Consider the following 23518-nt stretch of genomic DNA (forward strand, 5'->3'; position numbering starts at 1 on the left):
ATGCGCCGACCCCGTGCCACAAATACGCCCCAAACCCCCCCCCCCCCCCCAGCCCCCCCCCCCCCCCCCCCCCCCCCCCCCCCCCCCCCCCCCCCCCCCCCCCCCCCCCCCCCCCCCCCCCCCCCCCCCCCACGGCCGTCAGGCGTTCACCCCGGTCAGCGCGAAGAACTCCTGCCGGGTCTTCGGCTGTTCACGGAGCAGGCCGTGCAGGGACGAGGTGACGGTGAGCGCGCCGGTCGCGCGCACCCCGCGCAGCGACATGCACATGTGCTCGGCTTCGATCACCACGCCGACGCCCTTCGGCGCCAGGTGCTCCTGCAGCCAGTCGGCGACCTGCTTGGTCAGCCGCTCCTGCACCTGCAGGTCGCGCGCGAAGAGCTCGACCACGCGGGCGAGCTTCGAGAGGCCGAGGATGCGCTCGCCGGGCAGGTAGCCGACGTGCGCGACCCCGCGGAAGGGCAGCAGGTGGTGCTCGCACAGCGACTGCACCGGGATGCTCTTGGCCAGCACGAGCTCGTCGTAGCCCTCGTCGTTGGGGAACGTCGTGAGCTGGAAGTCGCGTGGCTGCAGCATTTCCGCGTAGGCCTTGGCCACCCGCCGCGGGGTGTCGCCGAGGTGCTCCGACGACGGGTCCTTGCCCAGGGCGCGCAGCAGGTCGGCGACCGCGCGTTCCGCGGCGGCCAGGTCCACGGCGTCCCGGTTGTGCACGACACCGAGGTGCCGCAGCGGCACCGGTTCGCTGACGGGGTCGACGGTCAAGGCAGGCCTCCTTCCGAAACCAGGACGAGCTGACGGTAGAAGCCCGCCCGGGTTTTCGTCAACGTTCATTTGTTTTAGAGTGCGATGATGCACACTCCCGAGGCCGGCGCGGTGAGCGCGGTCGCGGCGCTCGACGAGCCGACCCGGCGCCGGTTGTACGACCACGTCGCCCGCCAGCCGGAGCCGGTGAGCCGTGACGACGTCGCGGCGGCCCTCAGCCTGCCCCGGGCGACGGTGGCTTTCCACCTCGACCGCCTGGTGGACCACGGGCTGCTGGCGGTCGGGCACGAGCGCCGGACCGGCCGCAGCGGGCCGGGAGCGGGCCGGCCGGCCAAGCTGTACCGGCGCGCGGACCGGCAGGTGAGCGTCTCCCTGCCCGAACGGCAGTACGAACTCGCTGGTGAGCTGCTCGCGGCGGCGGTGGAGGAGGCCGACGAGACGGGCGCCTCGCCCCGGGAGGTCCTCGGGCGGCGCGCCCGCGAGCGCGGGGCCGAGCTCGCCGCCGGCGCCGCGGAGATCATCGGCACGCTCGAAGAACACGGCTTCGAGCCCCGCGTCGACGGCCGCGAGGTGCTGCTGGGCAACTGCCCGTTCCAGCGGCTCGCCCGGACGCACGCCCGCCTCGTCTGCGAGATGAACCTCGGCCTCGTCGAAGGCATGCTCACCGGCGCGGGCGAGCACGGGCGGCGCGCCCTGCTGGTGGCGAAGCCGGGCTTCTGCTGCGTCCGGGTGGTGCCCGCCTAGCCGCGGCGGGCGGTGGCCCGCGGTCCGCGCCCGACCGCGTGGTGGGCGAGGGTCTTCCGGCTGTAGACCGGGTCGAGCAGGATGCCCTCGGTCCGGGCCGGCAGCAGGATCGCGTCGAGGCACGCCTCCGTGGAGTCGCCGTACTCGAGGCGGTGAGGTCGTCGCGCTTGAGCAGCAGGCGCGGGCCGAGCCGGGTGAGGACGTCCCTCCTTGCTAGCGCGGGAGGAACGGCAGCACGAAGAGGAAGGCGCCGAATACGACCAGGGCCGCGGAAGCGACGCGGTGCAGGTGCTGCCCGTGCAGCCGCCGGGCCAGCCGGGTGCCGAGGAACGCGCCGGCGCCCGCCAGCACCCCGAGGACGCTGCCGAGTCCGAAGTGGACGTTGCCGTGCGCCGCGTAGCCGATCGTCGCGAAGCCGACGAGCGGGAGCTGGATCAGCTGCCCGGCCGCGATCGTCGTCAACGCCGGCACGCCGAGCGCGAGCAGCACGGGGACCAGCAGGACCGGGCCGCCGGTGCCGGTCAGCGCCGAGCCGAACCCGACCACCGCGCCGACCACGACGGCCGCGGGCGCCGGCAGCTCCCGGGTTTCCCTGGGCTTGGCCCAGAGGTTGTAGGCGCCGGAACCGGCCGTCACGACGGCCAGGACGAGCCAGAGCGCCGTGGCCGGGACGACGCCGTTGACGAGGGCGCCGGCCGCCGCGGCCGGCGCCGCGCCGAGGGTGAGCAGGCCGCCGAAGCGCCAGGGCATCGCCTGGTGCCGGGCGTAGCCGGCGGTGCCGACGATCCCGGTGAAGAGGAAGCACCAGCTGCTCGTGCCGGCGGCCGCGTGGATGTCGAGCCCGCCGAGCCAGGTCAGCGCGGGCGGCAGCAGGACCCCGCCGATGCCGACGGTCCCGATGAAGACCCCCACCGGGAACGCGAGGACCAGAACGGCTAACACGACCCGAAGTGCTCCCGGAGCCGGCGCAGCCGCCGCAGCTGCGACGGCGGCAGCCCGGCGCAGGCCGCGGCATTGTCCACAGCGGACAGCAGGTGACGGCGTGACACGGCGGCCGCGGTGCCGGCGTCACCGCGGGCGAGGGCGTCGACGATCTCGCGGTGGTCGCCGGTCCAGGCGTGGGCCTGACGCGCCCCGTCGGCCCAGGCGGCGGCCTGGGTCTCCCGCCAGACCGGCCCGGACGCGCGTTCCAGCAGCGCACCGACCTGCTCGCGCAGGTCCGGGTTCCGGCAGACCCCGGCGATCGCGGCGTGCAGCCGGTGGTCGGTGTCGGCGGGCAGAGCGTCGCCGCCGGTCACCAGAGCCATGCCCGCGACGGCGTCGTGGGCACGGTCGAGCGCCGCCGGATCCGCGTCGGCCGCGGCGAGGGCCAGCACCGCGGGTTCGAGGACGAGCCGCGCTTCGAGCAGGTCGACGACGTCGGCGAACGACTGCGCCGCACGGACGTGCCGCGGGGCGGTGGGCACCGGCGAGCCGCCGAGCACGACGGTGCCGCGCCGCCGCCGCGGTTCGACGTACCCGGCGAACTGGAGCGCGCTGAGGGCTTCGCGCACCGACGGCCGGCTGACCTCGAACTCGCGGGCCAGCTCCAGCTCGGTCGGCAGCACGGTGCCCGCGGGCCACCGGCCGCCGTCGATGCGGGCCCGCACCTCGGTGGCGATCCGCAGCCCGGCGGAGGCTTCCACGGGCCGACCGTAGCACGGATATGTCAGACATATCCGTGGCGATGTCGGACAAACCCGCCGGGCTACCGGGCCGGGGCCACGCCGAGCCGGTCGGCGACCCCCGTCGTGATCGCGCTCGAGCCGAGGTCCGTGCCCGGCTTGATCCAGGACTGGTCCGGCTCCGCGCCCGCGACCGTGCGCTCGCCGATGAACTGGCCCGTCACCGGGTCGACGATGAGCTGGCGGATCTCGTGGCGGTCGTCCAGGCCGAGGGCGACGCCGGTGCGGCCGTCGAGGTTGGTTTCGGCCGCCAGCACCGTGATGCCCGGGATCTTCGCCAGCGCGCGGTACCACTGGGCGCGCAGCTCGGCGGGCATCAGCCCGGCGCGCAGGATCTCGATGCCGAAGTGGAACATCACCGTCGGCGTCGAGCCGCGGCCCTTGGTCAGGTTCTGCAGTTTCGCGTAGAGCTGGGCCGGGTCGTGCGGCAGTGTCGCGTAGTACGCCGGGCTGTCCCAGTCGGCCGGGTCGTCGCACTTCTTGGCCGGCTTGGCCTTCGGGAAGAAGTCGCCGCAGCGGCCCTGCCACTGTCCCTGGTCGGTGTCGGTGATCTCCGGCTCGGGCGCCTGGGCCTGCGGCATCGAGCCGCCCAGGAACTTCCCGGTGCTGAGGATCTTGCGGTTCTCCTGCCAGACGTCGTGCGTGTCGGCCGGGATCCAGCGCTCGAGCCGCTGCTCCCACAGGTAGGTGTAGCCGGTCGTCTCGCCGGTGTTGACCCCGCGCCCGACCCACGTGTGCTCGTCGACGTACCGGAACTGCCCGGGCCCGAGGGGCTGGTCGACCGCGCCGACGCTGAGGTCGGCCGCGCGGTTGAGCACCTGCGCCGCCGACATCAGCTTGATGTCCGGCCAGTGCGCGGTCGGGTTCGTGCTCGACGCGGGGGCGGCGGCCGCCGGCCCGGCGGTAGGCCCGGACGAACCGGTCTGCGTCACGACGACCGTCACCGCGACCACCCCGGCCACGGCGGCGGCGACCGGCAGGGCGAACCGGCGGGCCCGCTTCGGCCGCAACGGGATCACGGTGGCTTCGGGTGCGAGCTCCGCCATCAGCCGGGCGCGGGCCGCGGACAGGTCGGCCGGGGCCGTGCGGGCGTCGCGGTGGAGCAGCTCGAGGGTCTCGTCGAGCTCATTCATGGGTGTTCTCCTCGATGGGGACGAGCAGGGCCTGGAGGCGGTGGCGCACGCGGTGCAGCCGCGAGCGCACCGTGCTGGCGGGAACGCCGAGCGCCTCGGCGACTTCGGCCGGTTCGAGACCGGCCCAGGAGGTGAGCAGCAGGACGTCGCGGTCCTGTTCGGACAGCCCGGAGAGCTCGCCGGCGAGCAGACGCAGGCGGGCGGCCGCATCGACCCGCCCGGCCACCGCCGTGTCGTGGCTCTCGGCCGGGCGGTCCTCGGTCCCGGCCTTCGCGGTCAGCTGGAACCCGCGGACCTCCTGCCGCACGTGGTTGCGGAGCAGGTTGGTGGCGATCCCGTAGAGCCAGCCGCGGATGGGCGCCTTGGCGGGGTCGTAGCTGGCGCGTCTTCGCAGCGCGACGACGAAGGTCTCCGCCACGAGGTCGTCGGCGACGTGCACGCCCACACGGCCCGCGAGGTATCCGCGCAGGGGGTGGGCGTACTCGTCGAAGAGCCGCGCGAAGACCTCCTTCGGATCCCGCGCGGCGAGGTCGGGCCGATCGAGCCGTTCGACGATTCTGGTCACGGTACTGGTTGTCGCGACCCCGCATCCGCGTCCCCGATCACCCGGCCGGATGAGACGCAGGCCACATTCCGGCCCGTCCGGCCGAACAGTCGCGGCGGCTGCGGACAAGAGCCGGTATGCACCGAGGGAACGTGATGCTGGCCGGCTCGTGCGCCGGAGCGGTGGTGGCGATGCTGGTCGTCGCCGCGGCGATGCGGGCGCCGGGACCCGCCGTCGCGGCCGGGCCGGTGCTGGAAACCGGGCCGCCGCTGACCACGAGTGTGGCGACCACGGCGACGTCGGCCCCGCCGGAAACCTCGGCCTCGGCGCCGGCGAAGCCGCACCTGCCGGCCGGCGCCGAGCTCGCCGCGCTCGTGCCCGGCAAGGTGAGCGTGCTCGTCCACGACCGCAAGAACGACCAGGACCTCGTGTCCTACCGGCCGGACGCGACCTACACGTCGGCGTCGCTGGTCAAGCTGCTCATCGCGCTCGAAGCGCTGAAGCGGGGCGAGCCGGCCAGTGAGGTCTCGGAGATGCTCTCGCGCAGCGACGACGACGTCGCGAGCCGGCTCTGGTCACAGCTGGGCGGGCCGACGATCGTCACGTCCTGGGCGAAGCGGGCCGGCATGACCTCGACCCGGCCGCCCGCCGACGCCAACCACTGGGGCGGCACCCTGGTCACGGCCACCGACCTGATCCGCTTCTACGACTACCTGATGGACGACGCGCCCGAAGCCAGCCGTCAGGTGATCCTGCGCGCCCTCGACGGCGCCACCGAGCACGGCGCCGACGGCTTCGACCAGTTCTTCGGCATCCCGGGTGCGGTCACCGCGACCGACTGGGCCGTCAAGCAGGGCTGGTCCTGCTGCGACCCGGGCCGGAACCTGCACACCAGCGGGCTCGTCGGCGGCCGCCGGTACGTGGTCGTCGTGCTCAGCGCCCAGCCGGCCGCCACGAGCTGGGGGAAGGCCTCGCAGAACGTCACGGCCGTCGTGAAAGCGCTCTCCGGGCCGCTCGGCTGGGGCTGACGCCGCCCGCGCGGCGCGGGACGACCGGTGCGCGGCGGTTCGGCGGTACCGTCTCCCAGGTGGCGAAGCGCGAGGTGGAGGGGGCCAGGGTGGCGGACCGGGCGAAGCCGGGGGAGCAGGCCAGGACGTCGTTCCCCGGGCCGCGGCAGCCGAGCCTGGCCGACGTCGCCGGCATGGCCGGGGTCTCGCACATGACCGTCTCGCGCGTGGTCAACGAGAGCGGGCCGGTGCGCCCGGAAACCCGCGAACGGGTCCTCGCCGCCGTCCGGAAGCTCGGGTACCGGCCCAACTCCGCCGCGCGGACGCTGGTCACCGGCCGCTCCGGCACCCTCGGCGTGGTCGCGCTGGAGTCGAACCTCTACGGCCCGGCGAGCACGCTCTACGGCATCGAGAACGCCGCGCGCGAGGCCGGCTACGGGATCGCGATCTGCAGTGTCACGCGGCCGGGGCGCTCGTCGATCGGCGACGCGGTGGAGAGCCTGCGGCGGCAGGCCGTCGAAGGCATCGTCGTGATCGCCCCGCACGTGACGGCCGGACGCGCCCTCGACGCGGCCCCGTCGGACATCCCGCTGGTGGCCGTCGGCGGCGGGGAGGCCGCGCCGGTGCCGGTGATCTCGGTCGACCAGTACGACGGCGCCCGCCGGGCGACCGAGCACCTGCTGGCGCTCGGCCACCGGACGGTCTGGCACGTCGCGGGCCCCGAGGACTGGCTCGAGGCCCGCGACCGCGAACGCGGCTGGCGGGAGACCCTCGAACGGCGGGGCCTGCGGGTGCCCGCGCTCGTGCGCGGCGACTGGAGCCCGCGGTCGGGGTACGAAGCCGGCCGCGCGCTCGCCGGCAAGCGCGGGCTGAAGGCGGTCTTCTCGGCCAACGACCAGATGGCGCTGGGCCTGCTGCGGGCGTTCACCGAGGCCGGCATCCGGGTGCCGGAGGACGTCCACGTCGCCGGGTTCGACGACGTGCCCGAGGCCGCGTACTTCACCCCGCCGCTGACCACGGTGCGCCAGGACTTCATCGAGGTCGGCCGCCGCACGTTCGGGCTCCTGGAGGACCGGATGGCGGGCGGCGACGTCGGCGCGCGGCACCTCGTGCCGGCGGAGCTGATCGTGCGGGAGAGCACCGGCCCCCGCTGATGTCCCGTGCCTGGCTCGTTCGAGACACCGGAGCAGGACAGTTAGCGTTAACACGACGTCGGCACTGATCCATCTCGGTGTTGCATCTTGACCGCTTCTGTGCGGTTGCCAAAGGATCGTGTGCGGTTCAGTGCCGTTCCAGGAGGTCCCCGCATGCGTGCTTCGTTCCGGGCCCTGCTCGTCGCCCTGCTCGCGCTGGTCGGCGTGGTCGTCCCCCAGGCCGCCGCGGCGCCACCGAAGGCGGCCCACACCGTCACCTACGACGGCTACTCCTTCCTGGTCGACGGCAACCGCACCTACCTGTGGTCCGGCGAGGTCCACTCCTACCGCCTGCCGAGCCCCGACCTCTGGCTCGACATCTTCCAGAAGATGAAGGCCGCGGGCTTCAACTCGACGTCGCTCTACTTCGACTGGGGTTACCACTCGCCGCGCCAGGGTGTGTACGACTTCAGCGGCGTCCGCGACCTGGACAAGCTGCTCGACGTCGCGCAGCAGGCCGGGCTGTACGTCATCGCGCGGCCCGGGCCCTACATCAACGCCGAGGTCGACGGCGGCGGGTTCCCGACCTGGCTGTCCACCACCCCCGGCCACACCCGCAGCGCCGACCCCGTCTACCTGAAGTACTCCGACGAGTGGCAGACGCAGATCGACCGGATCATCGCGCGCCACCAGCTGACCAACGGCACCGGCAGCGTGCTGGCCTACCAGGTCGAGAACGAGTACTACAACGGCAACACCGACGGCCGCGCGTACATGAAGCACCTCGAGGACAAGGCCCGCGCTGACGGCATCACGGTTCCCCTGGTGGGCAACAACAACGGCACCTTCAACGCCGGCGAGGCCGCGCTCGACGTCGACGCCGCCGACTCCTACCCGCAGGGCTTCGACTGCTCCAACCCGACGCGCTGGAACGGCGTGCCGGACATCAGCTACGACCACGTGCCCGGCAAGCCGCTGATCACCGCCGAGTTCCAGGGCGGCGCGTTCGACCCGTGGGGCGGCCCGGGCTACGAGAAGTGCGCGCAGCTGATCAACGACCAGTTCGCGAACGTGTTCTACAAGCAGAACATCGCGGTCGGCGCCACCGGCCAGAGCTTCTACATGCTGCACGGCGGCACGTCCTGGGGCTGGAGCGCGATCCCGCAGAACTACACCTCCTACGACTACGGCGCCGCGATCACCGAGGGCCGTCAGTTCGACCCGAAGTACAACGAAGACAAGCTGATCGGCTACTTCACGCAGTCCGTCACGCCGCTGACCAAGACCGACGGGCTCGCGGGCGCGCCGCTGACCGACCCGGCGCTGACCGACACCGCGCGGATCAACCCCGACACGCGCACGCAGTTCCACACGCTGCGCCACACCGACTCGACGTCGACCGCCGCGAACACCACGAGCCTCGCGCTCGACCTCGCGGCGCACGCCGGCTACACCTACGACGACCGCGCGACCGAGGTCGGCTACACCGGCACGTGGACCCACGCCGGCCCGGAGGTGGACTACACCGGGGGTGACTACCAGCACACCGAGTCGTTCTCGGAGGTCACCGGCGACAGCGTGAGCATTCCCTTCACCGGCACCGGAATCCGCTGGGTGACGTCGAGGGACCCGAGCCACGGCGTCGCGGACGTCTACCTCGACGGGTCCAAGGTGGACACCGTCGACCTCTACGCGGCGAGCAAGCAGAACCAGGTCACCGGGTACGAGGCGCGGGGCCTGACCGCCGGGGCGCACACGCTGAAGATCGTCGTCACCGGGCAGAAGAACCCGAAGGCGACCGGGCCGTTCGTCGTGGTCGACGCCGTCGACCTGCTGTCGGACAGCGCCGACTACTACCCGGTCGTGCCGCAGCAGCCCGGCACCGGGATCACGCTGAACGGCCGCCAGTCGAAGATCGTCGTCGCCGGTTACGACCTCGGACGGACGCGGCTGCAGTACTCGACGTCGGAGATCATGACGTCGGCGGCCATCGGCGGCCGTGACGTCGCGGTCCTCTACGGGGACAAGGGCGGGCTCGGCGAGACGGTACTGCGGTTCGCCCAGCAGCCGTCGGTGCAGGTGCTCGGCGGCACCGCGACGTCCACGTGGGACGCCGCCCGCGGCGACCTGCGGCTGAACTACACCCACGACGGCCTGGCCCGCGTGCTCGTCACCGCACCCGGTCAGCGGCCGCTGCTCCTGCTGCTCGCGGACAAGGCGACGGCGGCGACCTTCTGGCGCCAGGACACCGCGGCGGGCCCGGTGCTGGTCCGCGGCACGCACCTGGTGCGGACCGCGGCCGACGACCACGGCACGCTGAACCTGACCGGCGACACCGGCACGGACGGCGCGTTCGAGGTCTTCGCCGCCGAGAAGTCGGTGTCCTGGAACGGCTCCCGCGTCGCGACCCAGCCGACGTCCAGCGGCAGCCTCACCGCCGCCGCACCGACTGCGAAGGCTGTCACGCTGCCCGCCTTGAGCGGCTGGAAGCACCAGCAGGAGTCGCCGGAGAGCCAGCCCGCCTTCGACGACTCGGCGTGGCCGGTGGCCGACAAGGACACCTCCAACAGCTCGACCGCGCTCGGCACCAAACCGGTGCTCTTCGCCGACGACTACGGCTTCCACACCGGCAACACCTGGTACCGCGGCCACTTCACCGGCGACGGCAAGCAGAGCGGGATCACGCTGTCGAGCCAGAGCGGCGGCCCGGCGGGCGCGTTCTCGGCGTGGCTCAACGGGGTCTTCCTCGGCAGCTCGAAGGACCCGCAGCACACGTTCACCTTCCCGGCGGGCACCCTGCGCGCGGGGGACAACGAGATCTCCGTGCTGACCGTGAACATGGGGCACGAAGAGGACTACGGCGCGAACAACGGCAACAAGGCCGCGCGCGGGCTCACCGCCGCCCGGCTGACCGGCGCGCCGCTGACGTCGGTGACCTGGCGGCTGCAGGGTGTCCGCGGCGGCGAGACCGGGCTCGACCCGGTCCGCGGCCCGCTCAACACCGGCGGCCTCTACGGCGAGCGCGCGGGCTGGTCGCTGCCCGGCTTCCCGGACCAGCACTGGGCCCCGGCGACGCTCCCGGCGACGGACACGACTCCCGGCGTCTCGTGGTACCGCACGACCGCGGACCTCGACCTGCCACGCGGCCAGGACACCTCGCTCGGCCTCACGATCACCGACGACCCGGCCCGGCAGTACCGGGCGCTGCTGTTCGTCAACGGCTGGCAGCTCGGCCAGTACGTCAACTACCTCGGCCCGCAGCACAGCTTCCCGATCCCGACCGGCGTGCTGAACCCCAACGGGCACAACACCATCGCCGTCGCGGTGTGGAACCTCGACGGCAGCACCGGCGGCCTCGGCAAGCTCGCCTGGACGAACTACGGCAGCTACCGCTCGCCGCTGACCGTGCGGCAGAATGCGTCCCCCGGTTACGACCCGGCGCGGTACACGATGCCGCCGGCGCCGACCGCCGCGGTGTCGCTGACCGCGCCGGACACCGCGTCGGGCGGACAGCGCTTCACCGCCTCGGCGACGGTCCGGGTCCCTGCGGGCGCGGCTCCGGCCTTCGACGTGAAACCGGTGCTCACCGCGCCGGCCGGGTGGACGGTCGGCCCGGCGTCCCCGCCTTCGGTGGCGCGGATCGACGGCGGGCGTTCGGCGACGTTCTCGTGGCCGGTCACCGCTCCCTCCACAGTGGACACCGCCGCGCTGAAGGTGGCGGTGGCCTACCGGCAGGCCGGGCGGCCGGGGTCGGTGTCCGGCGAACGGATCGTCGGCGCGGTGCCGCCGGCGCCACCCGCGGGCCAGGTCGCGGTGAGCTCGCTGCCCTTCCTGACCGCCACGAACGGCTGGGGCCCGGTCGAGCGCGACACGAGCAACGGCGAGGCGGGCGCGGGGGACGGCAAGCCGATGACCATCGGGGGAGTGGCGTACCCGAAGGGCCTCGGTGTCCACGCGGCGAGCGACGTCCAGCTCTACCTGGCCGGCGCCTGCACCCGGCTGACGGCGTCCGCGGGTGTCGACGGCGAGACCGGAACCGGCGGCAGTGTCGCCTTCAGCGTCTCGGTCGACGGCGCGACCCGCGTCACGACCCCGGTGCTGCGCGGCGGCCAGGCGGCCGTCCCGATCGACGTCGACGTCACCGGGGCCCAGGTCCTGGACCTGCTGGTGAACGACGGCGGGGACGGCAACGGCAACGACCACGCGGACTGGGCGCTGCCGACGCTGACCTGCGCTACGCCGCCTGCCGGGTGAGCTCGGGCAGCGGGCGGAGGAGGAACGTGGCGCGGATTTCCCGGCGTTCCTTCCACAGCTGGTAGAGCGCCAGCCCGAAGATGATCGACCCCATGACGTTGGCGATGAAGTGCCACCAGACGCGGTAGGTGGTGAGGCCCGGGCCGGCGTCGATGAGGCCGAAGAACGTCGAGACGCCGATGGCGCGCGACCCGAACGCGACCGAGAGGGTGAGGACCAGGTGCTCGAGCCCGTGCAGGCCCTGCAACCAGACGCCCATCTTCCCCCAGCGGCGGGCGCGGGTGTCGGTGGCGCGGCGGGTGATCACCATGACCCCGGCGAGCCCGGCCAGGAAGATGAAGTTCCCGGTGAGGTGCAGCAGCTCCATGCCGAACGTCGGCCGGTTCGGCAGGACCATCTGCAGCCCGTTCGCCAGGCCGGTGCCCCACGGGGTCATCCACGCCGGGGCGTTCGGGTGGCCGAGCCAGTACCCGACCTGCGCGATGTGCTCCTGGACGTGCCCGAGCTGCCCGAGGACCCCGATGCCGATCACCGCGAGCGAGCCGCGGTACACCCAGGGCCGCACCGGCCCGCGGTTCGCGTAGGCCAGGATCCCGACCGCCGCCCACATGGCGAGCGCCCACAGCACGATCAGCACCGCGCCGGCGGTGTCCCAGCCGGACATCGACGTCATCGGCATGTTCATGATCGCCTCCCGTGTCGTCCCTTCGACCCTAAACCCGGACCGGGGGCCTTACTTCTCCCGTCGTGCGGCCGGAAATCGGGACGAATCGTTACGGGACAACGGTTTTCCGGTCAGGAGAGGACAAGTCGGACGGCCAGCGCGGTGATCACCGCACTCGACACGAGCGCCGTCGCCAACCGGCCGCGCGCTCCGGTGAGGAGCCGCCCGAGCAGCGCGCCACCGCCGGCGAGAAGGGCCTGCCAGCTGGCGGAGGCGGCGAACGCGGCGAGCACGAAGACGGTTTGTTCCGGCACCGCGACGGCGGCGCCGGCCCGGTCGCCGACGACCAGCGCGGTGAAGTAGACGACGGTGGTCGGGTTCACCAGCGTGACCCCGAGCAGGGTGACGTAGGCGCGGCCGGGCGCGAGCGGCGTCACGGGCCGGGTGGCGGTGTCGCGGTGCTCGCGCAGTGCCGAGACAGCGCCGCGGAGTGCCAGCAGGACGAGGACGCCGGCCGAGGCGTATCGCAGGGGTTCGGCGACCGGCGTCAAGATCCCGGCGACTGCGGCCCCGGCGAGCACGGCGACCAGCGCGTACACGCCGTCGGCGCTCGCGACGCCGAGCGCGGCGGCCAGGCCGGTTTTGAGGGAGGTGCGGGCGGTGAGGGCGACGAGGTAGGTCGAGACGGCCCCGACGGGGATCGCGATGCCGTAGCCGGCCAGCAGCCCGGCGACCAGCGCGGTGATCACGACGCGGTGGTGCTCGACCCCCGCGATCGGCCCGGCTGCTGCGTGACCGGCGCGAGGGTCGCGGCGACGGTCGGCAGGAGCGGGGTGCGGTGCGTGGTCATGCGCCGATGGTGTCGGTGCGGTGCGCGTGGCGGCAACCGGATTTCCGGGATCGGCTCAGCCGGTGCGTCCCGGTCACCTGTGCTTGAATCGGCGCCGAAGCACCGGCCGACGCGAGAAAGGGCTTTCACGATGCGGGTCGACCTGAGCGGGAAGACGGCGCTGGTCACCGGGTCCACCCAGGGCATCGGCTCGGCGATCGCGGCGGGGCTCGCCGCCGCCGGGGCACGGGTCGCGATCAACGGCCGGAGCGAGACGGGCGTCGCGAAGGCCATCGCGCGGCTCAAGGAAGACCTGCCGGATGCCGACCTGGTGCCCGCCCCGGGCGACGTCTCGGAGGAGGCCGGCGCGGCGCAGGTCGTCGAAGAGGTGCCCGACGCCGACATCCTCGTCAACAACCTCGGCATCTTCGGCGCGCAGGAGCCGCTGGAGATCACCGACGCCGACTGGCGGCGCTACTTCGAGGTCAACGTCCTGGCCGCGGTGCGGCTCACCCGCGCGTACCTGCCCGGCATGACCGGGCGTGGCTGGGGCCGGATCCAGTACATCGCCAGCGACTCCGCGGTCGTGATCCCGGCCGAGATGATCCACTATGGAGTGTCGAAGACGGCGCTGCTCGGTGTGTCCCGCGGGTTCGCCAAGCACGCGGCGGGGACCGGGGTCACGGTCAACGCCGTGATCGCCGGGCCGACGCACACCGGTGGTGTCGAGGACTTCGTCTACGAGCTGGTGGACAAGGACCTGCCGTGGGACGAGGCGCAGCGGGAGTTCATGAAGAAGCACCGGCCGCAGTCGCTGCTGCAGCGGCTCATCGAGCCGGAGGAGATCGCGAACCTGGTGGTGTACCTCAGTTCGCCGTTCGCTTCGGCGACCACCGGCGCGGCCGTGCGGGTCGACGGCGGGTACGTCGACTCGATCGTCCCCTGAGGTCCCGCTCCCGCCCGGAAGCACGGGGGAACCTCTGGCGGGAACGGGAGTGGGAGGTGGCGGGCTTCGCCTCGCCGACACCTGTAAGAACGCTGGAGTTCACCTGGAGTTCCGCACCGGGGAGTGACGTGCGTCGCCGGGGTACCCCGCGCAGGGGTCGCCCGACCGGGCGCGCCGGGTGTCGGGATCGGCGCGCGTGGTTCATGATCGAATTCATGGACCACATCGAGACACCGGCGAAACCCGCCCGAGGCCTCCGGCGAGTCCTCCTCGCGGCGGCGACGGGCGCAGTGCTCGCCGCCGCCGCGTGGGTGGCCCTGTGGCTGGCCATGCACCTCTGACTACGGCGTGACGGGGATGTTCGTCAGCCCGGACTTGGCGTTCGTGACCGTGTTGGACGCGTACACCACGTTCGGGTTGGCCGCGCACTTGGAGACCGAGCTGATCTTGATCGCGTAGTCGCCGACGCCGCCGAGGTCCGACTTGTTGCCGCGCCACACGTTGCCGCAGCCGTTGTCGAACGACGGGGACGTGCTCGTGTTGTGGTTCTCGTAGCCGTTCGCGAACACGCCGGGCGAGGCGAACGTGCCCGTGTTGTTCTCGATCGTGTAGCCGATGCCCTTGACGTCGATCCAGGAGTCGGCCGAGTTTTCGCCGGAGATGCCGCGGCCGTCGAACGTGTTGCCGCGGATGACGCCGTTGAACGTGCCTTCCTTGACGTCGATCGGCTCCGCCGCGATGAACGGGCCGATGTGGTTGTCCAGCACCTGGATCCGGTCGCCGCGGTCGACGCCGCCGGAGTTGCCGTGGCAGGCCCAGTTCGAGTTGGCCGAGCCGAGGTAGACGCCTTCGCCGTACCCCGGCTGGACCAGGCCGGTGTAGGTGATCGTCGAGTTCTTCAGCACGCTGTCGGCCGACGAGCGGCGGAAGTGGACCGCCTCCTCGTCGACGTGGTTGACGTTCACGCCGTCGATCACCGTGTGCGGGGAGTTGTCGGCGACGATGCCCTTCTTCGACTCCTGCACCGTGAAGCCGGTCAGGTTCCAGTACGGCGCGCCCGAGAGCCACAGGCCATAGCCCGAGTCCCAGCCCGCCGTCGGCGCCGGGCAGTCCGGCGCGTCACCCGACGGGCCGTCGTTGATCAGGATCGCGTTCGACGGCCCCGAGAGCGTGATCGGCTTCGCCGCCGTCCCGGCCTTCGTTGTGACGAACGAGCCGCGGTAGGTGCCCGCGGCGAGCTTGATCGCCTGGCCCGGGGCCGCGTTGGCCAGCGCCGCCTGCAGCTGGGCGGCCGTCGAGACGTTCACCGTGTCCCCGGCGGGCGGGGGAGTCGTGGTCGTCGTCGGGGGTGGAGTCGTGGTGGTCGTCGGCGTGGTGGGTGTCGTGGTGACCGGGCCGCCGCCGGCGCACGGGAGCCCGTTCACCGTGCAGCCCGCGGGCAGCCCGGACCCGGCGACGTTGAAGCCGAAGTTCGCGGTGGCGCCCGGTTTGACCGTGCCGTTGAACCCGGCGTTCGTGAACTTGTAGTGCTGCCCGGACTGCGTTTTCACCGAGTTCCACGAGCTGCTCACCGAAGTCCCGGCGGGCAGGTCGAACTCGACGGTCCAGCCGGTGGCGGTGGCGTCACCGCGGTTGGTGATCGTGTACCCGGCCCCGTACCCGCCGGTCCAGACCGACGTCTGCGCGAACGCGGCGGACAGGTTCGCCGCCGCGGCCTGGGCGGTGACGGCGCCGGTCAGCGCGAGGGCGGCGGAAACGGTGGCGGCGCCCAGCAGGACGGCACGGCGGAGCGGACTTCGTCGGAACACCCGAGACCTCCGGGAAGGGGGACTACAGCGGAGGTGTTGCGGCGTGACACCCGGACGCCCCTTTATAGGTCACACTCGTGACACGCGTCAACAAACTGAACGCCGGTCACGTATGTGAAAGATCAGCCCGTGACGCTCGGCGCGCCGGTCTCGACGTGGCCGCTGAACCGGCGCAGGAACTTCGGGTCGGCGTCGAGCGTCGCCGAGAGGTCGTACCAGCCGGAGCCGTAGGAGACGGGGTTCCAGTCGTCGGTGATCGTCTGGCCCGCCGCCAGCGGGTACGTCCACGGCCCGTCGGTGCGGTAGTGGTTCGCGGTCACCGTGATCTTGACCGCCGTCGTGCCGCCGTTGCGCATCGTCAGCCGCAGCTTGTTCTCGGTCGTGTAGCCGGCCGTGACGTCGACCGCCGCGCCGGCGCTGTTCGCGTCGCCGGCGAAGACCCAGCGGAACCGGTTGGGCCCGTGCACGGCGACGCCGTACTTCCCGCCGCCGTAGAGCTGCACCCGCCAGGTGTCGGCGACCTGCGCCCCCGGGGCGACGTCGTAGGGCCACGGCCCGTCGGCCTGCCCGTCGTTGCGGTAGGCCATCAGCTGGACCGCCGCGCTGCCCTGGTTGGCGAACGTCGTGGTGAGGATCTGGCGGTCGGCGCTCAGCGACGTCGTCACCAGCGGCCGGTAGGGCAGCGGCCGGGCGGGCCGGGTGCCCGCCTCCTGCGCCGGAACCTGCTGCTTCCCGGTCGCGGGCGGCGCCGGCTTCGGCAGCTTCCGCTGGGTGTCGTCCGCCTGCTTCCGCAACGCCGCGGTGTCCGGCAGCAGCGGGATCTGCACGTTCGCGGCGCCGAAGTCGAAGCAGCTCATCAGGTCGCCGCAGAGCGCCCGGCGCCAGGCGCTGATGTTCGGTTCGGCGACCCCGGTCCAGCGTTCGAGGAACCGGATCACCGACGTGTGGTCGGTGACCTCGGAGCTGACCCAGCCGCCGCGGCTCCACGGCGAGATCACCGTCATCGGCACCCGCGCGCCGAGCCCGATCGGCTTGCCGCCGATGTACTCGCCCGCGGTGCCGGACGGGGCGATCGGCGGGGCGACGTGGTCGAAGAAGCCGTCGTTCTCGTCGTAGTTGATGAGGACCACAGTGGACTCCCAGAGCTTCGGGTTGGCCCACAGGGCGTTCAGCACGGTCTGGGTGTACGCGGCGCCGTCGACCGGGCGGGCTTCCGGGTGCTCGCAGTAACCGTAGGGCGCCACGATCCAGGACACCTTCGGCAGTGAACCGCTCGCGCAGTCGGCGGTGAACTCGGCGAGGACGTGGTTGACATCCTTGCCCTTCCCCGAATCCGGGCCCCAGGTCTTGAAGACGCTGGCGCGCTTCGAAAGGTCGCTCGAGTAGTCCTGATGGTAGGCCTTGAACAGCCAGAGCGGGTTGTCGCCGTAGTCGCCGACGAACGAGCCGCCCGCGTCGCCGACCTCCTTGTTGGCGTAGACCTTCCACGAAACCCCGTGCTGCTGCAGGCGTTCCGGGTAGGTGGTCCAGCCGAAGACCGGCTTGTAGTCGGCCGGGTTGTAGTTCGCCGGGCCGCCCGCCTGGCCCGCGGCGTCGATCGTGCCGGTGAACAGGTAGAGCCGGTTGGGCGTGGTCGGGCCCTGCACCGAGCAGAAGTAGTGGTCGCACACCGTGAACGCGTCGGCGAGCGCGCGGTGGAACGGGATGTCGCCCTGGCCGAAGTACCCCATGGTCATCTCGCCCTTGGCGGGCACCCACGCGTTGTTCGCGCCGCTCGCGATCGCCTGGTGCTGGTCGGCCCAGCCGTGGCCGAGGTCGCCGAGGTCCTGACCGTCCACTTTGGTGGTGTCCACGCGGAACGGCAGCAGGTACTTGCCGTCGCTGCGGCCGGAGTCGGGCTGGTGGAAGACGTCCTGGCCGTTCGGCTGCACGATCGCCGACCGGTCGCCGAACCCGCGGACACCCTTCATGGTGCCGTAGTAGTGGTCGAACGACCGGTTCTCCTGCATCAGGACGACCACGTGCTGGACGTCGGACAGGCTGCCGGAAACCCGCGGTTCGGCGAGGGCTTCGGCCATTCCCGGCGGCAGGGCGCCGAGCGCGCCGGCGGCGGCGACCCCGCCGAGGAAGCTGCGGCGGGTGAGTCGGTTCGGATCGGCCATCACGGGAGCCTCCAGGGGGACCTCGGGCGGGCAGCGATCAGCCTAGGTGATCGAAGCTGTTCGTAACTACCGACGTTCGGACGTAATCGAGCAACAACTGTTCATGTGCTGTTCGATCGCCGGTCCCGCCGCGTGACACTTTCCGGTGACGCGGAGCTGAACGGGCGGACGGCGGGGAACTCCTCCCTGCACAAACCCCTGGGAGACCGGGGATTCCGGGAGGAGAGCACCATGAAGACCCGCATCGCCGCGCTCGCGGCCGCGCTCACCCTCGCCTCGGCCGTCGTTACGGCGGCCCCCGCGTCGGCGGACCCGGTGCCGGGCAACCCGAACCAGTTCTACGCCTACTGCTCGGTCGACCTGCTCGGGGTGCTGGTCGGCTGCACGGAGACCGACGAGGCGCACGCGTCGCACCTCTGCCAGTACCTGGCGACCCCGGTCGGGGTCGGGCTCGACTGCATCCAGCGCTGAGCCGTTGCCCGAAAGTACCCGGTGGTCCGGACCATCGGGTACTCGTCGGAAAATGTCCGACCGGATAGTCTTGTTCTTCGCCACCGGCCCGTTCATACTTTGTTGCGACGCACAACAAATAGGGTGCCGGTGATCCGCCAGCCCGTCGCCCGCGGAACGGAAGAGGCGACAATGATGTCGACCAGGAACTCCGCCCGGTGGTGGCGGACGGCCCGGCTGCTGGCCGCGCCCGCCGCCCTGCTCGTGCTCGGCGCCGTGGTGGCCGCCCCGCAGAGCCAGGCCGCGCCCGCCGCGCCCCTCGCGAGCTTCAGCGACGACTTCGACGGCCCCGCCGGCGCGGGCGTCGACGGCTCGAAGTGGGTGCACGAGACCGGTGACAACGTGAACAACCACGAGCGCCAGTGGTACACCGACGGCACCGCCAACGCGGCGCTCGACGGCCAGGGCCACCTCGTGATCACCGCGAAGAAGGAGAACAGCGGCAACAACTGCTGGTACGGCCCGTGTGAGTACACCTCCGCGCGGCTCAACACCTCCGGCAAGTTCACCGCGTCCTCCGGCCACATCGAGGCCCGGATGAAGCTGCCGCGCGGGCAGGGCATGTGGCCCGCGTTCTGGATGCTGGGCTCCGACATCGGCAACGTCGGCTGGCCGCAGTGCGGCGAGATCGACATCATGGAGAACGTCGGCTTCGAGCCGAACACCGTGCACGGCACCATCCACGGCCCCGGCTACTCGGGCTCCGGCGGCATCGGCGCGGCCTACAACGGGCCGAACTTCTCGGACGACTTCCACACCTACGCGATCGACTGGTCGCAGGACCGGATCGTGTGGTCGGTCGACGGCAACGCCTACCAGACCCGCACGCCGGCCGACGTCGGCGGCAACCAGTGGGTGTTCAACCACGACTTCTTCGTGATCCTCAACCTGGCGGTCGGCGGCTACTGGTCCGGCGACCCCGACGGCAGCACCCAGTTCCCGCAGCAGCTCGTGGTGGACTACGTCCACGTGAGCTGAGGGGGCCAGACCAGCGGGACCGGCTCTCCTCCGCGCGCGGCGGAGGGGGGCCGGTCCCGCGCCATGTCCCGGCCCGGCCGGCTTTGGTACAGAACCGCGACATTCCTGGTTCAGACCTGTCGAACAACCCCGACGGACCGGCGATCTTCCCCGGACAGAGTGACGGCGTGCGCTCGACCAGCGCACCCCGGCACCCGGAGGAGAGTCATGGCCCGTACCCGCATCCCACCCCTCGTCGGCGGGCTGGCCGCCGCCGCGGCGGTGGCGCTCGCCGCGGCCGTCTGGGTCGTCTTCCCGCCCGAGGTCGCCGGACGGGCGAGCGCCGCGCGGCCGGACGTCGACCTGCCGCTGCCGTGGCCCGCGGAAGGCCAGGCCAGTGCCGAGGTCCAGGGGCTCGGCTCGCTCGGCAGCCGCGGTGAGCAGCAGCCGGTGCCGATCGCCAGCGTCACCAAGGTGATGACCGCCTACGTCGTGCTGAAGGACCACCCGCTCGCCGAGGGGGACGCGGGCCCGGAGATCACCGTCGACGACCAGGCCGAGGCGGAGTCCACCTCCGCCGACGAGTCGACGGCGCCGGTCCGCGCGGGCCGCCGGATCAGCGAGCGGGACCTGCTGGCCCTGATGCTCGTCCCGTCCGGCAACAACGTCGCCCGCCTGCTCGCGCGCTGGGACGCGGGCAGCCAAGACGCCTTCGTCGAGAAGATGAACCGCGAGGCCGGCGCGCTCGGGATGACGAGCACGACCTACACCGGCGCCAGCGGGGTCGAGGACTCGACCACCAGCACCGCCACCGACCAGCTCCGGCTGGCCCGCGAGGTGATGAAGAACCCCGTCGTCCGCGCGATCGTCGGCACCCCGAGCCTGCGCGTAGACGGTGTGCCGGGCACCGTCGTCAACACGAACACCCTGCTCGGCCGCGACGGCGTGATCGGGCTCAAGACCGGGTCGTCGACCGCGGCCGGCGGCGCCCTGATGTGGGCGGCGCAGAGCCGGGACGGGGCGCTGATCCTCGGGGTCGTGCTGCACCAGAGCCCGGGCGGGAGTCCCGCGGCCGGGCTGCGCGCGGTGCTGGACAACAGCGCGAAGCTGATCTCCGCGATCCAGCGGGAGCTGCCGGCGGCGACCCGATGACCGCGGTCACCGAGCCGATCACCGTGCCGAAGCCCGGCCGCCCTCGCGCACGCCGTGGCCGCGTCATCGCCGTGTTCTCGGTGCTGACGGCGGTGCTGCTGCTCGCGCATTCCCTGGTGCCCAACTGGATCGGCAACGCGGGCAGCCTGCTCGAGACGGTCCTGCCGTGGACCGGGCTCCTGCTCGTCCCGCTGCTCGTCGCGGCACTGGTCCGGCGCTCGGCGCTCGCCCTCGTCTCGCTGCTGCTCCCGGGCCTGGTCTGGGCCGGCTTCTTCGGCGGGCGGGTGTTCGACAAGACCGAGGCCGGCGGCGACTTCACGATCGTCTCGCACAACGTCAACGACGAGAACCCGGACCCGGCCGGCACCGCCCGCGCGCTGGCCGCCTCGGGCGCGCAGGTGATCGCGTTGGAAGAGCTGAAGAGGTCCGAGATCCCGAAGTACGAGGACGCGCTCGCCGCGCGCTACCCGCACCACTCGGTGCAGGGGACGGTGGGTGTCTGGAGCTCCTACCCGCTCGGCGACACGCGGCCGGTGGCGATCATGCCGTGGACCCGCGCGCTGCGGACCACAGTGGACACTCCGAAGGGGCCGGTCGCGGTGTTCGTGGCGCACCTGCCGTCGGTGCGCGTGCGGCTCGACTCCGGGTTCACCGCGAACGGCCGCGACACCGCGATCGGCCTGCTCGCGGACGCCGTCGAAGCGGAATCCGCGCCGCGCAAGGTGCTCGTCGGCGATTTCAACGGCACCACCGACGACCGCGCGCTCACCCGGGTCACCGACCGGATGCGGGTCGCGCAGGACGAAGCCGGTGACGGGTTCGGCTTCAGCTGGCCGGCTTCGCTGCCGTTGGCGCGCATCGACCAGATCTTCACCGCCGGGCTCCGGCCGACGGCGGCCTGGACGTTGCCCGCGACCGGCAGTGACCACCTCCCGGTGGCGGCCTCCCTCGCGCTCTGACGCCCGGCCCGCGTGACGAGACCGTTACGCAGGCCGGGTTGACCGCGCGGGTGTTATCGCTAACACTGACTCCTCGCCGTCACCGGAACGGGTGACGGGCGCCACGTCGAAGCGGACGGAAGGGGACGCCGGTGGTCGAACGATCCCGGGCCGGTGGTCCCGTCAAGGTGACCGCGGCCGGCACCCGGCAGCCCAGCCTGACCGACGTCGCCGGGGTCGCCGGGGTGTCCCACATGACCGTGTCCCGGGTGATCAACGGGACCGGCCCGGTGCGGCCGGAGACCCGCGCCCGGGTGCTCGCCGCGATCGAAGAACTGGGCTACCGCCCCAACTCCGCGGCCCGCGCACTCGTCACCGGGCGGACCGGCACGCTCGGCGTCGTCGCCCTCGAGTCCAACTTGTACGGTCCGGCGAGCACGCTCTACGGCATCGAGAACGCCGCCCGCGAAGCCGGCTACGCGATCACGATCTCCAGCGTGAGCCGCCCGGGCCGGTCCTCGATCGCCGACGCGGTGGAGAACCTCCGCCGCCAGGCCGTCGAAGGTGTCATCGTCATCGCCCCGCACGTGACCGCCGGCCGGGCCCTGGAGGCCGCGCCCGCGGACTTCCCGGTGGTCGCCGTCGGCGGCGGGGAGACCGCGCCGGTCCCGGTGATCTCCGTCGACCAGCGCGACGGCGCCCGCCGCGCCACCGAACACCTGCTGGCGCTGGGCCACCGGACCGTGTGGCACATCGCCGGCCCGGAGGACTGGCTGGAGGCCCGCGACCGCGAGCTCGGCTGGCGGGAAACCCTGGAACGCCACGGTGTTCCGGCGCCGCGCGTGGTCCGCGGCGACTGGAGCTCGCGCTCCGGCTACGAGGCGGGGCGATCCCTCGCCGGGGAACGCGACCTCGATGCCGTCTTCGCCGGCAACGACCAGATGGCGCTCGGCCTGCTCCGCGCGTTCGCCGAGGCGGGCATCTCGGTGCCGCGGGACGTGCGTGTCGCGGGCTTCGACGACGTGCCCGAGGCGGCGTACTTCACGCCGCCGCTGACCACCGTGCGCCAGGACTTCATCGAGGTCGGCCGGCGCACGTTCGGGCTGCTGACCGAGCGGCTGGGCGGCGGCGACCGGCACGCCCGGGCCTTGGTCGTGCCAGAGCTGATCGTCCGCGAGAGCACCGGGCCGCGCTAGCGCGGTCGCCTGCGGCGGAGGCCGTGAACCACCTCCGAATGTTAACGCTAACAGAATTGATCACCGTCGATCGAGGAGTGAACGTGCTGAAGAAGCGATGGGCCGCCGCGGCGGCCGCGGCGGCGGGACTCGTGCTGCTCACCGCGTGCGGCGGGGGGAGCGGCTCGGGGTCAACCGACGGGAAGATCACGCTCGGCTTCGCCCAGGTCGGCGCGGAGAGCGGCTGGCGGACGGCGAACACGAAGTCCATCCAGGACTCGGCGAAGACCGCCGGGATCGAGCTCAAGTTCTCCGACGCGCAGCAGAAGCAGGAGAACCAGATCTCGGCCATCCGCTCCTACATCCAGCAGAAGGTCAAGGTCATCGCCTTCTCGCCGGTGGTCGAGTCCGGCTGGGAGACCGTGCTCAAGGAGGCCAAGACGGCCAACATCCCGGTCATCCTCACCGACCGTGCGATCGACTCGCCGGACAAGTCGCTCTACAAGACCTTCCTCGGCTCGGACTTCATCGCCGAGGGCAAGAAGGCCGGCGAGTGGCTGACCAAGGAGTTCGGCAGCGCCACGGGCCAGGTGAACATCGTCGAACTGCAGGGCACCACGGGTTCGGCGCCGGCGAACGACCGCAAGAAGGGCTTCGCCGACGTCATCGCGGCGGACCCGAAGTACAAGATCGTCGCCTCGCAGACCGGTGAGTTCACCCGCGCCAAGGGCAAGGAGGTCATGGAGGCCTTCCTCAAGTCCCAGCCCAAGATCGACGTCCTCTACGCGCACAACGACGACATGGCCCTCGGCGCCATCGAAGCGATCCAGGCCGCGGGCAAGGTGCCGGGCAAGGACATCAAGATCGTCTCGGTCGACGGCGTGAAGGACGCCTTGCAGGCACTGGCCGACGGCAAGATCAACCACGTCGTCGAGTGCAACCCGCTGCTCGGCCCGCAGCTGATGGACCTGGTGAAGAAGGTGTCCGCCGGCGAGCAGGTGCCCGCGCGCATCGAGACCCAGGAGACCGAGTTCGACCAGGCGTCGGCCAAGGCCGCGCTGCCGCAGCGCCAGTACTGA

General features: G+C 72.2%; 20 protein-coding genes and 1 pseudogene. 12 read left to right on the top strand and 9 right to left on the bottom strand.

Annotated elements, in window-relative coordinates; genetic code table 11:
- Positions 1-138: 138 nt before the first annotated feature.
- Positions 139-759, bottom strand: coding sequence for a GTP cyclohydrolase I FolE (gene folE, locus ACZ63J_RS04355; protein WP_465342627.1), 621 nt, complete (start codon positions 757-759; stop codon positions 139-141).
- Positions 760-846: 87 nt separating this feature from the next.
- On the opposite strand from folE, the gene ACZ63J_RS04360 reads away from it, so the two are divergent.
- On the top strand, positions 847-1503 hold the full coding sequence (locus tag ACZ63J_RS04360) for a helix-turn-helix transcriptional regulator (RefSeq protein ID WP_465399784.1): 657 nt from the start codon (positions 847-849) through the stop codon (positions 1501-1503).
- A gap of 213 nt (positions 1504-1716) precedes the next feature.
- Here ACZ63J_RS04360 and ACZ63J_RS04365 read toward each other — a convergent pair whose 3' ends face one another.
- From ACZ63J_RS04365 to ACZ63J_RS04380, 4 genes are all read right to left on the bottom strand, one after another.
- Positions 1717-2445: a sulfite exporter TauE/SafE family protein gene (locus ACZ63J_RS04365; protein WP_465342624.1), complete on the bottom strand. Its 729-nt coding sequence runs from the start codon at positions 2443-2445 to the stop codon at positions 1717-1719.
- Positions 2439-3188 carry a FadR/GntR family transcriptional regulator gene (locus ACZ63J_RS04370; protein WP_465399783.1) on the bottom strand — a complete coding sequence of 250 codons (750 nt, stop codon included), beginning with the start codon at positions 3186-3188 and terminating at the stop codon, positions 2439-2441. The genes ACZ63J_RS04365 and ACZ63J_RS04370 overlap by 7 nt, the downstream gene beginning before the upstream one ends.
- A 62-nt stretch (positions 3189-3250) precedes the next feature.
- Positions 3251-4360 carry a CU044_5270 family protein gene (locus ACZ63J_RS04375; RefSeq protein ID WP_465399782.1) on the bottom strand — a complete coding sequence of 370 codons (1110 nt, stop codon included), beginning with the start codon at positions 4358-4360 and terminating at the stop codon, positions 3251-3253.
- Positions 4353-4925, bottom strand: coding sequence for an RNA polymerase sigma factor (locus tag ACZ63J_RS04380; RefSeq protein ID WP_465304251.1), 573 nt, complete (start codon positions 4923-4925; stop codon positions 4353-4355). Before ACZ63J_RS04380 ends, ACZ63J_RS04375 begins: the two co-directional genes overlap by 8 nt.
- A gap of 116 nt (positions 4926-5041) precedes the next feature.
- Between ACZ63J_RS04380 and ACZ63J_RS04385 the strand changes: the two genes are divergently transcribed.
- The 3 genes from ACZ63J_RS04385 (at position 5042) to ACZ63J_RS04395 (ending at position 11298) form a co-directional block, all read left to right on the top strand.
- Positions 5042-5932: a serine hydrolase gene (locus ACZ63J_RS04385; protein WP_465399781.1), complete on the top strand. Its 891-nt coding sequence runs from the start codon at positions 5042-5044 to the stop codon at positions 5930-5932.
- 89 nt (positions 5933-6021) lie between these two features.
- Complete coding sequence (locus tag ACZ63J_RS04390; protein ID WP_465399990.1) at positions 6022-7065, top strand: LacI family DNA-binding transcriptional regulator; 1044 nt, start codon at positions 6022-6024, stop codon at positions 7063-7065.
- Positions 7066-7218: 153 nt separating this feature from the next.
- Positions 7219-11298 carry a beta-galactosidase gene (locus tag ACZ63J_RS04395; protein ID WP_465399780.1) on the top strand — a complete coding sequence of 1360 codons (4080 nt, stop codon included), beginning with the start codon at positions 7219-7221 and terminating at the stop codon, positions 11296-11298.
- Here the strand turns inward: ACZ63J_RS04395 and ACZ63J_RS04400 are convergent.
- Complete coding sequence (locus tag ACZ63J_RS04400; protein WP_465399779.1) at positions 11279-11983, bottom strand: DUF6008 family protein; 705 nt, start codon at positions 11981-11983, stop codon at positions 11279-11281. The genes ACZ63J_RS04395 and ACZ63J_RS04400 overlap by 20 nt on opposite strands.
- A gap of 110 nt (positions 11984-12093) precedes the next feature.
- Positions 12094-12711 (bottom strand): LysE family transporter, encoded by a 618-nt coding sequence (locus tag ACZ63J_RS04405; RefSeq protein WP_465399778.1) that lies wholly within the window; start codon positions 12709-12711, stop codon positions 12094-12096.
- A 231-nt stretch (positions 12712-12942) separates the two neighbouring features.
- Here ACZ63J_RS04405 and ACZ63J_RS04410 point away from each other — a divergent pair, with 231 nt between their 5' ends.
- Both ACZ63J_RS04410 and ACZ63J_RS04415 read left to right on the top strand, forming a co-directional pair.
- A complete protein-coding gene (locus tag ACZ63J_RS04410; protein WP_465342213.1) occupies positions 12943-13737 on the top strand; it encodes an SDR family NAD(P)-dependent oxidoreductase in 795 nt (264 codons plus the stop codon).
- 215 nt (positions 13738-13952) lie between these two features.
- The gene (locus tag ACZ63J_RS04415) at positions 13953-14078 is read left to right on the top strand and encodes a hypothetical protein (RefSeq protein ID WP_465304263.1); all 126 of its coding nucleotides are present in this window, start codon (positions 13953-13955) and stop codon (positions 14076-14078) included.
- On the opposite strand, the gene ACZ63J_RS04420 is transcribed toward ACZ63J_RS04415, so the two are convergent.
- A complete protein-coding gene (locus tag ACZ63J_RS04420; RefSeq protein ID WP_465399777.1) occupies positions 14079-15545 on the bottom strand; it encodes a cellulose binding domain-containing protein in 1467 nt (488 codons plus the stop codon).
- A 122-nt stretch (positions 15546-15667) separates the two neighbouring features.
- Positions 15668-17707 (bottom strand): phosphocholine-specific phospholipase C, encoded by a 2040-nt coding sequence (locus ACZ63J_RS04425; RefSeq protein ID WP_465399776.1) that lies wholly within the window; start codon positions 17705-17707, stop codon positions 15668-15670.
- 231 nt (positions 17708-17938) lie between these two features.
- Here ACZ63J_RS04425 and ACZ63J_RS04430 point away from each other — a divergent pair, with 231 nt between their 5' ends.
- From ACZ63J_RS04430 to ACZ63J_RS04455, 6 genes and pseudogenes are all read left to right on the top strand, one after another.
- A complete protein-coding gene (locus tag ACZ63J_RS04430) occupies positions 17939-18178 on the top strand; it encodes a hypothetical protein (RefSeq protein WP_465399775.1) in 240 nt (79 codons plus the stop codon).
- A 174-nt stretch (positions 18179-18352) separates the two neighbouring features.
- Positions 18353-19192 (top strand): annotated as a pseudogene (locus ACZ63J_RS04435) (glycoside hydrolase family 16 protein); the annotation flags it as partial.
- Between the two features lie 210 nt (positions 19193-19402).
- A complete protein-coding gene (locus ACZ63J_RS04440) occupies positions 19403-20326 on the top strand; it encodes a D-alanyl-D-alanine carboxypeptidase family protein (RefSeq protein WP_465399774.1) in 924 nt (307 codons plus the stop codon).
- 17 nt (positions 20327-20343) lie between these two features.
- The gene (locus ACZ63J_RS04445) at positions 20344-21285 is read left to right on the top strand and encodes an endonuclease/exonuclease/phosphatase family protein (protein WP_465399989.1); all 942 of its coding nucleotides are present in this window, start codon (positions 20344-20346) and stop codon (positions 21283-21285) included.
- 131 nt (positions 21286-21416) lie between these two features.
- Entirely contained in the window at positions 21417-22460 is a 1044-nt protein-coding gene (locus ACZ63J_RS04450) for a LacI family DNA-binding transcriptional regulator (protein WP_465399773.1), read from the top strand.
- Between the two features lie 38 nt (positions 22461-22498).
- Positions 22499-23518 (top strand): ABC transporter substrate-binding protein, encoded by a 1020-nt coding sequence (locus tag ACZ63J_RS04455; RefSeq protein WP_465399772.1) that lies wholly within the window; start codon positions 22499-22501, stop codon positions 23516-23518.

This window comes from Amycolatopsis sp. NPDC104863 (genome assembly GCF_055582965.1).

Coding starts and splice junctions, on each gene's coding strand:
- ACZ63J_RS04360 (WP_465399784.1), top strand. CDS start 847: ATGCACACTCCCGAGGCCGGCGCGGTGAGCGCGGTCGCGGCGCTCGAC.
- ACZ63J_RS04375 (WP_465399782.1), bottom strand. CDS start 4,360: ATGAATGAGCTCGACGAGACCCTCGAGCTGCTCCACCGCGACGCCCGC.
- ACZ63J_RS04385 (WP_465399781.1), top strand. CDS start 5,042: ATGCACCGAGGGAACGTGATGCTGGCCGGCTCGTGCGCCGGAGCGGTG.
- ACZ63J_RS04395 (WP_465399780.1), top strand. CDS start 7,219: ATGCGTGCTTCGTTCCGGGCCCTGCTCGTCGCCCTGCTCGCGCTGGTC.
- ACZ63J_RS04400 (WP_465399779.1), bottom strand. CDS start 11,983: ATGAACATGCCGATGACGTCGATGTCCGGCTGGGACACCGCCGGCGCG.
- ACZ63J_RS04410 (WP_465342213.1), top strand. CDS start 12,943: ATGCGGGTCGACCTGAGCGGGAAGACGGCGCTGGTCACCGGGTCCACC.
- ACZ63J_RS04415 (WP_465304263.1), top strand. CDS start 13,953: ATGGACCACATCGAGACACCGGCGAAACCCGCCCGAGGCCTCCGGCGA.
- ACZ63J_RS04425 (WP_465399776.1), bottom strand. CDS start 17,707: ATGGCCGATCCGAACCGACTCACCCGCCGCAGCTTCCTCGGCGGGGTC.
- ACZ63J_RS04430 (WP_465399775.1), top strand. CDS start 17,939: ATGAAGACCCGCATCGCCGCGCTCGCGGCCGCGCTCACCCTCGCCTCG.
- ACZ63J_RS04440 (WP_465399774.1), top strand. CDS start 19,403: ATGGCCCGTACCCGCATCCCACCCCTCGTCGGCGGGCTGGCCGCCGCC.
- ACZ63J_RS04455 (WP_465399772.1), top strand. CDS start 22,499: ATGTTAACGCTAACAGAATTGATCACCGTCGATCGAGGAGTGAACGTG.